Origin of the sequence: Coralliovum pocilloporae, from assembly GCF_030845175.1 — a bacterium.
GTDB classification, from domain to species: domain Bacteria; phylum Pseudomonadota; class Alphaproteobacteria; order Rhizobiales; family Cohaesibacteraceae; genus Coralliovum; species Coralliovum pocilloporae.
Genome location: NZ_CP132542.1, coordinates 3,765,686 through 3,778,830, shown reverse-complemented (window position 1 = coordinate 3,778,830; position 13,145 = coordinate 3,765,686). Strand labels below are relative to the sequence as shown.

15 protein-coding genes are annotated in these 13,145 nt (G+C 56.8%); 7 read left to right on the top strand and 8 right to left on the bottom strand.

Annotated features, from left to right (window positions below; translation table 11 throughout):
- Positions 1-283 precede the first annotated feature (283 nt).
- The 3 genes from RA157_RS17090 (at position 284) to RA157_RS17080 (ending at position 3,717) form a co-directional block, all read left to right on the top strand.
- Positions 284-619, top strand: coding sequence for a hypothetical protein (locus tag RA157_RS17090; protein ID WP_350334322.1), 336 nt, complete (start codon positions 284-286; stop codon positions 617-619).
- A gap of 632 nt (positions 620-1,251) precedes the next feature.
- A complete protein-coding gene (locus tag RA157_RS17085; RefSeq protein ID WP_350334321.1) occupies positions 1,252-2,337 on the top strand; it encodes an alpha/beta fold hydrolase in 1,086 nt (361 codons plus the stop codon).
- A 426-nt stretch (positions 2,338-2,763) separates the two neighbouring features.
- Entirely contained in the window at positions 2,764-3,717 is a 954-nt protein-coding gene (locus RA157_RS17080) for an alpha/beta hydrolase (RefSeq protein WP_350334320.1), read from the top strand.
- Positions 3,718-3,748: 31 nt separating this feature from the next.
- On the opposite strand, the gene RA157_RS17075 is transcribed toward RA157_RS17080, so the two are convergent.
- From RA157_RS17075 to RA157_RS17040, 8 genes are all read right to left on the bottom strand, one after another.
- Positions 3,749-4,171, bottom strand: a complete 423-nt coding sequence (locus tag RA157_RS17075; RefSeq protein WP_350334319.1) for a DUF7684 family protein — start codon at positions 4,169-4,171, stop codon at positions 3,749-3,751.
- A gap of 285 nt (positions 4,172-4,456) precedes the next feature.
- Complete coding sequence (locus tag RA157_RS17070) at positions 4,457-4,612, bottom strand: hypothetical protein (RefSeq protein ID WP_350334318.1); 156 nt, start codon at positions 4,610-4,612, stop codon at positions 4,457-4,459.
- A gap of 80 nt (positions 4,613-4,692) precedes the next feature.
- On the bottom strand, positions 4,693-5,397 hold the full coding sequence (locus RA157_RS17065; protein ID WP_350334317.1) for a hypothetical protein: 705 nt from the start codon (positions 5,395-5,397) through the stop codon (positions 4,693-4,695).
- Positions 5,398-5,558: 161 nt separating this feature from the next.
- Positions 5,559-6,341 (bottom strand): ABC transporter permease, encoded by a 783-nt coding sequence (locus RA157_RS17060; protein WP_350334316.1) that lies wholly within the window; start codon positions 6,339-6,341, stop codon positions 5,559-5,561.
- Positions 6,338-7,057, bottom strand: coding sequence for an ABC transporter ATP-binding protein (locus RA157_RS17055; protein WP_350334315.1), 720 nt, complete (start codon positions 7,055-7,057; stop codon positions 6,338-6,340). The genes RA157_RS17060 and RA157_RS17055 overlap by 4 nt, the downstream gene beginning before the upstream one ends.
- Complete coding sequence (locus tag RA157_RS17050; protein ID WP_350334314.1) at positions 7,054-7,512, bottom strand: hypothetical protein; 459 nt, start codon at positions 7,510-7,512, stop codon at positions 7,054-7,056. Before RA157_RS17050 ends, RA157_RS17055 begins: the two co-directional genes overlap by 4 nt.
- A 39-nt stretch (positions 7,513-7,551) precedes the next feature.
- The gene (locus tag RA157_RS17045) at positions 7,552-8,523 is read right to left on the bottom strand and encodes a YVTN family beta-propeller repeat protein (RefSeq protein WP_350334313.1); all 972 of its coding nucleotides are present in this window, start codon (positions 8,521-8,523) and stop codon (positions 7,552-7,554) included.
- A gap of 22 nt (positions 8,524-8,545) precedes the next feature.
- Complete coding sequence (locus RA157_RS17040; RefSeq protein WP_350334312.1) at positions 8,546-9,709, bottom strand: ABC transporter substrate-binding protein; 1,164 nt, start codon at positions 9,707-9,709, stop codon at positions 8,546-8,548.
- Positions 9,710-9,889: 180 nt separating this feature from the next.
- Here RA157_RS17040 and pedF point away from each other — a divergent pair, with 180 nt between their 5' ends.
- From pedF to RA157_RS17020, 4 genes are all read left to right on the top strand, one after another.
- Positions 9,890-10,579 (top strand): cytochrome c-550 PedF, encoded by a 690-nt coding sequence (gene pedF / locus RA157_RS17035; protein ID WP_350334311.1) that lies wholly within the window; start codon positions 9,890-9,892, stop codon positions 10,577-10,579.
- Positions 10,580-10,970: 391 nt separating this feature from the next.
- Entirely contained in the window at positions 10,971-11,873 is a 903-nt protein-coding gene (locus RA157_RS17030) for a substrate-binding periplasmic protein (RefSeq protein ID WP_350334310.1), read from the top strand.
- Between the two features lie 93 nt (positions 11,874-11,966).
- On the top strand, positions 11,967-12,515 hold the full coding sequence (locus RA157_RS17025) for a tetratricopeptide repeat protein (RefSeq protein WP_350334309.1): 549 nt from the start codon (positions 11,967-11,969) through the stop codon (positions 12,513-12,515).
- A gap of 176 nt (positions 12,516-12,691) precedes the next feature.
- Positions 12,692-13,135, top strand: a complete 444-nt coding sequence (locus tag RA157_RS17020) for a putative pterin-binding protein (RefSeq protein ID WP_350334308.1) — start codon at positions 12,692-12,694, stop codon at positions 13,133-13,135.
- Positions 13,136-13,145: the final 10 nt, after the last annotated feature.

The following is a 13,145-nucleotide window of genomic DNA, read 5'->3' as shown; positions in this document are numbered from 1 at the left end:
TTATCGAGCGGCTGACATCAGCCGTATAATGGTGTCTCCTCACTCATGTGATACCGTCACATGACGATTCGTCACGACGTTTCTATGGGCGGGGAGGCACTGGCCATAGAGAGTTGGGTCTTCGGGTCCGGCTTAAAAGCCAGTGCGACCGTCTCGATACGGTTTACTAACTCCCCGTCCGCCAGAGATATGAGAAGACGTGCCCCTTGAGGGGGAGCGTCGGGTTCTTGTCCCCTCTCGTTTCTCTCTGGCGGTTCCATGAAACGCAAGCGGGGTTGTGACGATGGAGAATAACGGGTCTTTCCTGTTCGATATGTTCGACACGCTCCAGTCCATGCCGGACTGGATCAAGATGGCCTGGGTGCTGATGCCCTCTCTTACCTTTATTGCCGCTCTGGCGCTGGTGCTGAACTACCGGATCCGCCGGATGGAGGCCCAATGGCAGAAAGAGGATGAGGCTGCCTTCCGAACGGCGCGCAATCTGGGGGTCCATATGCTGCCCGATGACGCGCTGGTCGGCATTGTCTACAAGACCAGCGACGGCCTCTTCCGCATCCGCCAGCTGACCGACGGTGGTGAGATTGAAGGCCGAGAGCTTGAGGCTCTGCCCAAGGGGTGAGGCAAAGGCCTGTGTCTGAGGTAAGGCCGCTCTGGATCCCGCATCACGTGCGGGATGACAGTTTGTGGGTGGCGCAGAGGCAGGGAGGCGGAGCAGAGGCACAGAGCGCGCCACACTCTCCGTGTCATCCCGGGCTTTGTTCTGTCGCGTATTCTTGTCTGAAAAGTCTGCAACTTTTCAGGAACGCGCTTGATCCGGCATCCAGCCGGAAAGAAGCCCCACACTCAGAACCTGCCGCCTCTGGTTCCCGGATCTGCGCTACGCTTGTCCGGGATGACAGCAGGTGGCTGTATCACCAACAGAGACACATTGCGCGTGAGCACTGGTCAACAGCAGAGGCAAAGCCGTGGACATCGGCAGGATGGCCAGAAACCCCTTTCAAACATGTCTCGATCTTCTTCTACACGCCACACTTTTCGCTTACCTGAATACCGTTTCTCGTCGGATCCTACTCTTAGCGGAATAAAGTTATGGTTAACAAATCACAAACGCTTGGCGGATCGCTGTATTTGAATACCTGACCGGTGTTGATCTCGTCGGCAGCCCGGCCTAGGATCAAAACTCATTGATCGCGCCCTTCCCTGATAAACAGAATGGATGCGAGCAATGAGTTTTGATCCTAGGCTCACCTTATGACGTCAGAAGCAGCATTGCCGCCGCAGGATATCTCGTTTGTCACCACAGAGGATGGCACGCAGATAGCGGTTGCGGGGATGGGCAGGGGGCCTGTCATCCTGAAGGCCGCAACCTGGCTGAGCCACGTTTCCCGCGACCCCGACAGCCCGGTCTGGCAGCACTGGCTGGCTGAATTCTCGCGCAGCCACCGGTTCATTCGCTATGACTTGAGGGGCTGTGGCCTGTCTGACCGATCCGTGGACACAATCAGTTTCGAGGCCTGGCTGTCTGATCTGGAAGCGGTGGCCGCCACGCTCGATGAGCCTTTCACCTTGCTTGGCATGTCCCAGGGCGCCGCTCTGGCCATCGCCTATGCCCTGCGCCATCCCAACAAGGTCGAACGCCTTGTGCTGATCGGGGCCTATGCGCAGGGGCTTCTGGCCCGGATTACAGACGGGAATGAAGCGCTTGAGGCCGAGACCCTGTTGAACCTGGCAAGGCTTGGCTGGGGGCGGGATGTTCCGGCCTTCAATCAGGTGTTCACCAACCTGTTTATTCCCGACGGAACCGCCAGACAGCACAAATGGTGGCAGGATCTGGAGCGCGAGACCTCATCGCCCGAAACAGCCGTTGAAACGCTCAAGGTGCTGCACCGGATTGATGTGCTGGAAGAGGCCCGCAAACTCAGCCTACCAACCCTTGTCTTCCACGCGCGACACGATGCGCGGATCCCCTTTGATGAAGGCCGCAGGCTGGCCGCCGCCATGCCCCGGGCCGAATTTGTGCCGCTTGACAGTGCCAACCATATTCTGCTCGACCACGAACCGGCCTGGGTAATGTTCTGTTCACGGGTGCGGGCCTTCCTTGCAGGACCCGACACCGACACCAGCACCAGCAACGGCACCTGTATCGATGACACGTTTGGCCTGACTAGGGCAGAAACCGCCGTCGCAGAACTGATCGCGCGCGGGCTCAGCAATTCAGACATTGCCGATACTCTGGGGAAGAGCGAGAAAACCGTCCGGAACCAGGTTTCCATCATCTATGACAAAACAGGCGTCCGCTCCCGGTCCGAGCTGATTGTCAGCCTCCTGTCTGCCTGATTTCCTGCTGGATCTCCAACCTTGTAATACCAACGGAATGAATTCCTGACCCATTTGATGATATCAAATCGTCTGCTGACAAGGCGTTTCTCGAAGGGCAATGCGGGGTATTGGTCAAGAGAAGCAACGCAGTTCAGCGGGCGATTTGTCGTCACCGAAGGCCGGCTTTCTTCGCGTTTTGGACAGCGGCGCGCCCGTCTTATGGTACCCCGCACCACATCGACGAACGCTTCTTGCCAAAACACGAAGAAAGCCCGGTCAAATGCGTCAGGAATTCATTCCGTTGGTATAAGCCCCCCCATCCCGCGAGGCGGGACACATGTCCCGCCCATCCCGTCAGATCCGCGCCCTGTCGGGACATCCGCCTCATGCATCCGGCATCGGAATACGGTCTGATACCGGACGTAGGCAAAGGGCGGATAAACCATGAGAACAGCAATCCATTTCCCATCAGAAGGCGCAATGCTCGCCGGGTACCATTACAGCCATGGCCGGACGGGAAGGCCGATCGTGGTCATGTGCCACGGCACAAGCGCCACCATCACCATGGTCATCGATGCTTATGCAGAAGCGATCTTCAGCGCCGGTTTTGATGTTCTGCTCTATGACAACAGGAATTTCGGCCAGAGCGGCGGCGAACCAAGACAGGAAATCAACCCCTGGATTCAGGCACGCGGCTATCGCGATGCGGTGGCTTTTCTGCGGCAGACCCATCCTCCGGAGACACCCGTCGTTCTGTGGGGCGACAGCTACACGGCCGGTCTGGCCCTGATTGCAGGTGCTCTGATCGACAACGTCGCCGCCATCATTGCCCAGATACCGGTCTGCGGTGCTGACTGGCCGGAGGGGCCGGTAGACGGGTCTGCTTTTGACGTCATGAGCGCTCTCTTTTCAGACGGAGATGTCAGCGGTGGACCGGACCAGACCACGGGCCCGATGCCGGTGGTCTCGCCGGATCAGCTCAACAATCCGTCCATCCTGACACCCATCCAGGCCTTCCGCTGGTTCATCGAATATGGGGGGCGGCACGGCAGCGGCTGGCAGAACAGGGTGACCCGCGTCATCCCGGCAACGCCGGTGCCGTGCTCTCCGCTCATCACCGCGCCCCATCTCACCATGCCGGTCCAGATGATGATCGGGCGCGATGACGAAATGATCCACTGCAACCCCGACCTGCAACGCGCCGTCTTCGACAGGATCCCCGGCGAAAAAGAGCTGATAGAAATCGACGGCGGCCATTTCGGCCTGCTCTGGCATCCAGGCGCACTCTTCAACCAGGCAGCCAAAGCCCAGACCGATTTCCTCCGCCGGGTCTTTGATGTGTCTCTGCAAACCCCAAATGCGACACCCTCGATGGCTCTCGACTTAGAGTGTGAGTAGACATTTTTTAACTGTAAATTTCTGAGTAAATCTAACGGGTATTTTCAAAATACTCTTGAACAACGGCCTTTCGATTTTGCTCTGAGGTATCCAGAACCAGCAGCTCGTTAAGTGGTTCATCTGTATAGGATTTACACGCATCAATTTTTGCAAACCGTAGTACGTCTACGATTGATTCACCGTCGTGCCATGTGGTTATCACCATTTCATCGGCAGGAACTTCATCATAATTGGATTTTTCAAGAACTGCTGTATCCATACTATCATGCCAAGTCTCGCATTCTGTCCCCCAAGCCATAAAATATTTACATCCGCTATTGATCAATTGGCGGCATAAACTGTTACGATAAGATGCAGTTGCTTTCATTTCAGAAAGCAAGACGCATTTGTATGAAAGCTTTTCATCCAGAATTGAAATGTCTTTCTCCGGCAGCAAATGTTTGTATCTGAGCATGGCCTCACCAAGCATACATGAGGATAAATTTCAACTTATACGACAAATCCAGCAACTCTGTACCAGCTACCGAGCCACATCAGCGCCTTTCTTCAGGATATTTGTTGTTAGCAGGCTTGGAGCGTTTACCAGAGGCGAGGGCAACAGCACTGTGACGGCGATATGATGGAGTCTGATAATTTACATTATGGAACCTGTAATGCACTTCTGAAACGTCGATAGGCTTTTCAGATAAGCGCTCGCGCAGAAACAAATTTCAAAGTACGACGTTTGTTTCCAGCACCCTCATCGTCGCATGCCGCGGGTGGGGTCGTAGCCCCAGAGGGCTAAGGCCAACAGCAGGGCTGTGGCGAGGGTGGTCCAGCCCAGCGCCGGGCCGTTGAACTGGAGATAGAGCGCGAAGCGGATCAGCTCGACGGCGTGGGTGAAAGGATTAACCACGCAGGTCTCAATCAGAATGCCTGTTTATCAGAGATCAAAGCTCTCTGTTTCAATCACACTCAAAAGCTCTATCGACACGATCAGAAGAATGTCATCTCCGGCTTCATTCGGTCTTTTGGATATCCGGTATGATCACATACAATTCCCGTCATAATCCGCCAGATGTCTTCTTTTTTCCATTGACCTCCCCTTGATATGAGTTGACCAATGTGAGCGTCAGAAGTCCTTCTTGCCAAATCTCCTATAGTCCCTTCAAAGACCCACACACCCTTATCGAGATAACTTGCAACTCTCCAAAGATAATATGAGGCGGCAAAAATCAAAATGCCTGCCAAGCCCGCTGCAACGCCTGATAACAGAATCGGTGCAGCAAGCCAGGTCGTACATCGTAAGATATCAAGAACATCAACCCACAGGCTGTTTCTGATCAAGAAATCAAGCTTGAAACCAGTCTCTCTTTCGAGGATCTCCTTGAAATCTTTCGGATTACTCGTTTCAGGAACGGTCAGTCTCATTGCAGGGTGCTGTTTTGCTGTCTTGCCGAGAGCTCGGCTCAATCTGTAAAATGCCATAGCAGTACAGCACCTAGTTTGAGGCCCCTCCCTTTTAGCAAGTTTCTCACAGATAATATCGTACGCCTCACCAAGAGTCGTTACGTGAGCGTATTCTTCGTTGGAGATCTTAATATCAAAAACGGTCTCTAGATCCTCAGCCAAATCGGCCTCGTCACCATCACCCTCAAGACCAACCCATTGGATTGAATCCGTTTCTTCACACCGCATCATTTCTGGACCCGAGGCTATCAACCTAGTTGCGCAATCAACAGTTTATCTACGCTTCATTCTACAAGCAAACAAATTCCGCATTCCAGATGCTCTCAAGATACTTTGTAGTCACACCACGCCCACAAAGTATCCTTGGGGGAAGTCGGAGGATCTCCTTCCCCTCATCGTCGCATGCCGCGGGTGGGGTCGTAGCCCCAGAGGGCTAAGGCCAGCAGCAGGGCTGTGGCGAGGATAGTCCAGCCGAGCGCCGGGCCGTTGAACTGGAGATAGAGCGCGAAGCGGATCAGCTCGACGGCGTGGGTGAAAGGATTGACTGCACAGATATCATGCAGCAGCTCAGAGCTTTCGGCCATCTTCCACAAGGGATAGAGCGCGCTGGATAAGAAAAACATCGGGAAGATGACGAAATTCATCACCCCGGCGAAATTCTCAAGCTGGCGAATGGTGGACGACAGTGCCAGTCCCAGGGCACCCAGCATTGGCCCGGCAATCAGCAGCGCGGGCAGGATGGCGAGATAGCCGAGCGGGTCAAACCGGATGCCATAGAGCGCCACAATGGCCAGAAAGGTATAAACCTGCAGGATAGAAATCACCGTGCTGGCCAGCAACCGGCAGACCAGCAGCCACCAGCGCGGCATGGGGCTTGTGAGCAGCAGGCGCATTGACCCCATTTCCCGGTCATAGACCAGCGACAGGGAGCTCTGCATGCTGTTGAACAGCAGGATCATGCCGCAGAGGCCCGGCACGATATAGACCTCATAGGTGGTGTAGGTCTGATAGGGCGGCGTGATCGACAGGCCCAGCGCCGCCCGAAATCCTGCGGCAAAAACCACAAGCCAGAGCAACGGGCGCACAAGGGCCGCGATGAACCGGCTGCGCTGGCCCACAAAGCGGAATGCCTCCCTCAGGATGATGGCCCGGAGCACAATCAGATAAGCGCTCATCCGGCCTCTCCGGTCAGGGTCAGGAACATGTCAGCCAGAGAACTGTCCCCGCGCAGGGTACCGGCCACCCCATCCCGCAGCACCCTGCCCTGATGCAGGATCAGCACCTGGTCCGTATCCCGGATTTCATCGGTCAGGTGAGTGGCCCAGAGCACTGTCAGCCCGTCTGCCTCGGACAGATCATGCACATGATCGGTAATGGCCCGGCGGGTGGCCGCATCCAGCCCCACGGTCGGTTCGTCCAGCAACAGGATATCGGGTTCATGGATAAGACTGCGGGCAATTTCCAGCCTGCGCCTGTGACCGCCATTCAACCGGCGCACCACTTCACGGGCCCGGCCCCCCATGGCCAGCCGGTCAAGCACCGCATCAATACGGGTTTCAGCCCGCCTGCCCGAGAGGCCATGCAGCGCGGCAAAATAGGTCAGATTGTGCCGGACGGTGAGGTCCAGATCCAGGGTCGGCTGCTGGAAGACAATCCCCATGCGCCGAAGCGCCTCACGCGGCGCATCATCAAGGCTGATACCGGCAATCTCGATCCGCCCGTCGGGGCTGGTGAACAGACGTGTCAGCAGGGAATAAAGCGTCGACTTCCCGGCACCATTGGGGCCGAGAAGCGCGCAGAACTGCCCGGGCTGGACCGCGAAGCTGACATCATCAAGCGCCTGCTTCGATCCATAGGCATAGGAGAGATTGTGGACGCATAGTCCTGTCACTGAATGGTAATCTCAAGCCGTTGTGTTTCGCCGGTAGAGCCCGGCACCTTCATATAGTATGACCCAGGCTTGAGGGCGATGAAACCGATTTCCATCTCGCCCGCCTCATCAAACTCGATACTGTCGAGGCCGAGCGGACGGATTTCGAGGCCCTCCACCACGATTTCGTCAATCCAGATGGCCCGGAAGAACTCCGGTCCCACCAGGGCCAGTTCCTGACTGCCATCGCCCTGGATTTCAAACTCGTAATAGGTGCCGGACTTGAGCACCCAGGGCTTGTCCGACAGGGGCACGCCCGCAGACAGGATCACCGGCGGCAGATCTTCCTTGTTGGATGCAGACAGAAGCCCGGCCAGACCAAATTGCGGGTCGTCATCGTCATCATCAGCAGCAGCACTTGCAAGAGCGGGCAGCGTGAGGCTGAAGGCCAGTGCCAGCACCAGGGATTTCAACATGGGTTCCTCCTGAACAATTGGTTTTGTTGTTTTGAATGCTTATGGTCTCAGCGCCGCGCCCCATGGGAAACGACCCACCTTGATTGACTTGATGGCTTCGCGCTTGGCCACATCGATAACCGTCACATCACCGGAGACGCCATTGGTGGTGAACAGCATGGATTTGTCGGGCGAAAAGGCCATGTGCCAGACCCGGCGCCCCACCAGAATATAGTCCTCAACCTCAAGGGTCTCGGCATTCACCACCGCCACATGGTTGGATGGCCCGAGCGCGACGAAAACGGTCTTCTCGTCAGCGGTAAACTCAAAGCCCACGGGCTGGACCCGGTCCGGATGCACGCCCTTCACCTCGAAGCGGATCTTGCCCTTCTCGGCCTGGGTTTCGGTCTCGAACACGGTGATGGTGCCGCCGATTTCTGAGCTCACCCACAGCTCCTTGCCGCCTGCGGCAAATTCCGCGTGGCGGGGACGGGAATCCACCAGCGTATTGGCAAACAACTTGCGGGTTTCGGTGTCTATCCAGTGAGCCATATTGGTGGTTTCAGATGTGGTGATGGCAATCCTGCCATCCGGCGACACGGCCATGCCCTCAGGCTCAATACCCACATTGATCTGGGCAATCACCGTGCGGGTTTCCGTGTCCACCACGGTTGTCACCGCATCATCTTCATTGGCGATATAGAGATGCCGGTCATTGGGATGCAGCACAAACTGCTCGGGGTCTTCCCCTGACGGCAACTCATGGAGAATTTTGCCCGTCTCCGGGTCCATCACCTGCACGGTGTCGCTGTCTGAAGCGCAGATATAGACGCGACTGAAATCCTTGCTGAAGGTGATACCCCGCGGCCGCTCGCCGGTGGGGATGGTGCGGGTCACCTCCAGAGTGGCGATATCGATGACGCTGATTGTGTCATCCTTCTCATTGGTCACCCAGATTTCGGCAGCCTGCGCTACAGGAGCGCTCATCAGGGCCACAAGGGCCGTTGCTGTGAGCAGACGCGACAAAGCCATGGTTCTCTCCCTTCCCGTCTTGTTACTGAAACGCCCGGCAGGCGCTTTCCGGCTTGTCGATGCCGAGTGTATCGAGCTCGTTATGCTCATGCAGATAGCCTTCAAGCGGGGCCTGGGCCGCAAGCGCCCGCTCGGTCACCAGCGGAATGGGCTGGCGCAGCTGACCATTCCAGGTCCGGAAGCTCAGGGGCCGTCCCTTGAAACCCGCAAGCTCGAACTGGTCTGACAGAATGAACGCCCGTAGCGCCTCAGGCTCGGCCCCATTGGTGCGCGTCACCGCTTCGCCAATCACCCGCACCGCAGCCCAGGCCGCATAATCCCGTGATTGCATGGGCCGGTCTGCCTGTTTGCGGAACCGGCTCTGAAGCTGGGCTGCACCCCATTGCTCCACCACCGGGGCCCAGGTCACGGGACGCAGGCCCTCAGAGCCGGCAATCGGGCGCGGACGCCAGGTGTTATAGGCCACATAGCGGCCAAAATCGTGCAGCTCATCGGCAATCAGCAACAGGTCATAATCGCCCAGATCCTGGGTGAACAGAGGCACTTCCTGAGCCGCATTGCGGCGCATATCCGCGTCAAACAGCCAGGTCTTTTCTGCGTCGATATCGAGGCCGAACTTGACCGCACTCTTGCGTAGCGCTTCGGCAAAGGCCTTGTCTCCCGAATGCGCGCCTGCAATCAGTGCCAGACTATCCCAGCGTCTGGCACGGGCAAACTGCATCAGGGCATCACTGCGCATCTGATAGGATGGCAGAGTGTGAAACAGATTGGCCCGGCAGGCCTCCCCTCTCAAGACATTGCTGGCGCTTGATGCGTTGAACAACAGCGCAGTCTTTGCTTCAGGCAAATCGGCAATGGCTGTCAGCACGACGTCCGGCGCATCCAGAACAAGAAAGGATGAGCGGGCAAGGGCCTCACGGGCTGCAGCAAGCACATCACCACCCACCGGCACATACACGGTCTCGAGGCTGTATTGATGCCCCAGAAAGCCGCCGGTGGTGAGATTGTCCGCGAGCCCCAGCCGGGCTCCGCTCTCGCCCAGGTCATCCGGCACCGGGTCAAGATTGGACAGGGTTGGCGGCAGGTCCACCTGCTGCTTGAGATAGACCATCGGCACGGCGATTTCCGCCATTGCGGCCTGTGACAGAAGCACAAAACCAGCCAGAAAGCTGATGAGACTGCGCATATATCCTCCCAAAGATATGCACCTCTTTACGATTTTCAAAAGCTTACGGGTGGCCTCAGACGCCTGCCATTGGACCAAGGTCGCAACAGGGTTGAAGCCTGTTCAAACCAAAGTCCCGTAGCCCTCCGCCACCCCTCTCCTTTAAGAATAGTTCCAGGGAACGGGAAGGAGACAACACCAATGAACAGAACAATTCTGTCAGTCCTGGGCGTGATCATCGCCACTGCCATGACGCCATCGCTGGTACACGGGCATGGTGATGTGGCACCGCAGCCGGTTAACACGGATGCCTTGCCGGATGTGGGTGAGGAATGGCTGGAGGAGAACCCCTATCGCGGCCAGAGTGCAGATGTCTGGACCAGGGCCATCGAGATCGGCGATAGCGGTTATAACCAGAATTGCGCCCGTTGCCATGGGCTCGGTGTGGTCTCCGGTGGTCTTGCTCCTGATCTCCGCTATCTGGAAGCAGAGCTGGACGGCGACGAATGGTATGTGGAGCGGTTCCAGCATGGCTATACCCAGAACGGCATTACCAAGATGCCGGCCTTTGGCGAACTCCTGGGTCAGAAAGCCGCCTGGGCAATCCGTACCTATATCGAAACCCGCCCCGGTGATGGTGCGCTCGACAGCGTAACCCCGCGCCTGCTCGAAATCCGTGACCAGCTGAAAGCCATGGCCACAGGCGGTGATGGCGATGCCACAGCCCTTCAGTCCGAGCTGTCAGGCATTGCCGATGGCATTGAGACGGAATCCGGCGCGCCTGTTGCAGACAGTGTTGCCTTCAGGGCCGCCAATATTCTGGCCTCCGCCAAGCCGGACTTTGCAAAGGCCGCGGAAGTGCTTACCATCGGCCTGTCGGCAGCGAATTAGAGCCCATCCACTCTATGTTGAATCACTTGATGGAGGCGATATGGTTTATTCGGCTAGGAAAAGAACGCAGCTCGATCTGGTAGATCGTGCAAGGTCTTTGACGACGACGATGGACCATATCACCCCACCGAAGGCCAGCTTTCCTTGCCCGCTGAGCGGCGTTGAGCAGTCTTTATGATCAACCAGATCACCACAGACTGCTCGCCTTGTCAGCAAACAAGGAAAACTGGTCAAGTGAACCAACATAGAGTGGATGGGCTCTAGAGCATATTCCCGAAAAGTGTACGCGGTTTTCGGATAAGAATATGCTTTCAAACAACTGGATAGAACATATCCAGTCTTTGCTGACATCGTCTTTTGACCTTTGGGGGCTGAAAGGATTGCATCACTCATGCTGAAGGCTCTCGCCGGACCCTGTGTCTCTCTCCTGCTGTTGATCGGCGTAACAGATACGGCGCTGGCCCGCTGCAAGGATTATGTGCCCCAGCCCAAGCCGCAGAATGCCTCGCGGGATATTGTAGGCCAGGATCTGGACACCATCCACGACCGGGGCTTCATCACCTTTGCAGCCTATGAGGATTTCCGGCCCTGGTCCTACGAGGAAGCCGGTAAGATCAAGGGTGTCGATATTGAAATTGGCCGCCTGATCGCCGAGGAACTCGGGGTCGAAGCACGGTTTACTCTTGTCTCGGCTGGAGAAAATCTTGAGGCTGATCTGAGAAACTGGGTGTGGAAAGGCCCGATTGTCGGCGGAGCCGTCGCCAATGTCATGCTGCATGTGCCCTATGACAGCGAATTTGCCTGCCGGGTGGAACAGGTGGTGTTCACCGGGCAGTATCACGTGGAGCAGGTGGCCATTGCCTATAGCGAAAAGGCCTATCCGGACGACGCCCCGGTGCCTGCCTATTTCCGCTATGACACAGTGGCGGTGGAGAACGATTCCATTGCCGATTTCTATCTCTCCTCTTTTCCCGGCGGCCAGCTTGGGCAGAATGTCAAACGCTACCCGACCGTGGCCGAGGCGATGAAAGCCCTGGCCGAAGAGGAAACAAAGGCCGCCATGGGGCCGCTGGCCCAACTGGAGGCCGGGCTGAAAGACGGGCTTGCGGTTCACACGCCTCCACTACCGGGATTTGCGGTTGGCTCCTGGACATCAGGCGTGGCCGTTCATTTCGCCTACAGGCCCCTGGCCTATGCGGTGGATGATGCCATCTATGCAGCTCTTCAGGATGGTCGGATAGAACAGATCTTCAAAGCCCACGGCCTCAGCTTCCGCCCGCCTGACGTGCGATAAAGCTGCAAATCACCACAATGCAAGCGGTCCGGGTGCGTCTCTTCTCTGTTTCTGGTATGATTCGGAAATGCCGAAGGTGAGGAGGACACCGGAATGCTGATTAGGGTCACACTGTTTCTGAGCCTTTTGGCGGCGCCTGCCCTTGCGGACCCGACCAGCCAGACTGATCCGGGCGGGACACTCAATCCCGAAGAAATGAGCATGGCACGGGTGATGGAGAATATCCGCCGTGGCCAGACCGACATGTCCTCCTGCGCCGCCGGGTATCTGATCACCAAGAGCGGTCGCCACCAGATGGCCCGGGAAGTGTTCGAGACCTGTGCGGATGCCGGTTATACCGGAGCCATGACCTGGATGGCGCAGCTGGACAATAACGGCCTTGGCGGAGACTACAATCCTGATGCCGCCACAGACTGGGACAGGCAGGCAGCGGCCGCAGGCGACCCGGTCGGCAAGTTCAATTACGGCCTCGCCCTTCTGCGCGGCTATGGCACAAAGCAGGACCAAGAGAAAGGCCGTCGCCTGATCGATGAGGCAGCAGAGGATAATCTTCCTGTTGCGCGTCGGCTCAGAGATGCAGACTATGACCCCGATGAGGTAACACCTGACGCCGATAACTGGCGCTATGCACCTTTGTTTTAGGGGTTCAGAACCCTAAGGCTCAGACCCATGAAAGGCGGGCTCAAACGTGTGGTAAACTCAATCAAATCTTAACAAAACGGCTTCACTATGATTACGTAAAGTTACTAATAATTCTTGGAGGGGGCTCCGTGACAGGACTGTCCAGACTTGCAATAAAAATAATAATTATGCTGGTTATGAGTTTAGCGCCGGCAACACTGGCCCATGCGCAGGACATCATCCTGACCATCAGTGGCAAGACGGCAGATGGCACCGAGAAGCATTATACCCTGAAAGACCTGGAGACCTTCCAAAGGCACGAGGTGAAAACCCATACGCCCTGGCACAGCGGACTGGTGCATTTCGAGGGCGTTCTGCTGAAGGATCTTCTGGATGATACCGGCATCACCAGCGGCGATATCCGGGTTATCGCGCTGAATGACTACAGCGCCCTTATTCCGGTGTCCGATGCCGCCGCGTTTGGCCCCGTTCTGGCTTACAAGCTCAACGGCACTTACATGCGTATTGAGGACAAGGGTCCGCTCTTCATGATCTACCCGTTTGATGACAATCCTGACCTGCAGGTCGAGGCCTACCATTCGCGTTCCGTCTGGCAGACCCGATCCATTGAGGCAAAATGAACCAGGCGCA

Coding starts and splice junctions, on each gene's coding strand:
- RA157_RS17080 (WP_350334320.1), top strand. CDS start 2,764: ATGAGAACAGCAATCCATTTCCCATCAGAAGGCGCAATGCTCGCCGGG.
- RA157_RS17025 (WP_350334309.1), top strand. CDS start 11,967: ATGCTGATTAGGGTCACACTGTTTCTGAGCCTTTTGGCGGCGCCTGCC.
- RA157_RS17050 (WP_350334314.1), bottom strand. CDS start 7,512: ATGTTGAAATCCCTGGTGCTGGCACTGGCCTTCAGCCTCACGCTGCCC.
- RA157_RS17090 (WP_350334322.1), top strand. CDS start 284: ATGGAGAATAACGGGTCTTTCCTGTTCGATATGTTCGACACGCTCCAG.
- RA157_RS17040 (WP_350334312.1), bottom strand. CDS start 9,709: ATGCGCAGTCTCATCAGCTTTCTGGCTGGTTTTGTGCTTCTGTCACAG.
- RA157_RS17085 (WP_350334321.1), top strand. CDS start 1,252: ATGACGTCAGAAGCAGCATTGCCGCCGCAGGATATCTCGTTTGTCACC.
- RA157_RS17065 (WP_350334317.1), bottom strand. CDS start 5,397: ATGATGCGGTGTGAAGAAACGGATTCAATCCAATGGGTTGGTCTTGAG.
- RA157_RS17075 (WP_350334319.1), bottom strand. CDS start 4,171: ATGCTCAGATACAAACATTTGCTGCCGGAGAAAGACATTTCAATTCTG.
- RA157_RS17045 (WP_350334313.1), bottom strand. CDS start 8,523: ATGGCTTTGTCGCGTCTGCTCACAGCAACGGCCCTTGTGGCCCTGATG.
- RA157_RS17020 (WP_350334308.1), top strand. CDS start 12,692: ATGAGTTTAGCGCCGGCAACACTGGCCCATGCGCAGGACATCATCCTG.
- RA157_RS17030 (WP_350334310.1), top strand. CDS start 10,971: ATGCTGAAGGCTCTCGCCGGACCCTGTGTCTCTCTCCTGCTGTTGATC.
- pedF (WP_350334311.1), top strand. CDS start 9,890: ATGAACAGAACAATTCTGTCAGTCCTGGGCGTGATCATCGCCACTGCC.
- RA157_RS17060 (WP_350334316.1), bottom strand. CDS start 6,341: ATGAGCGCTTATCTGATTGTGCTCCGGGCCATCATCCTGAGGGAGGCA.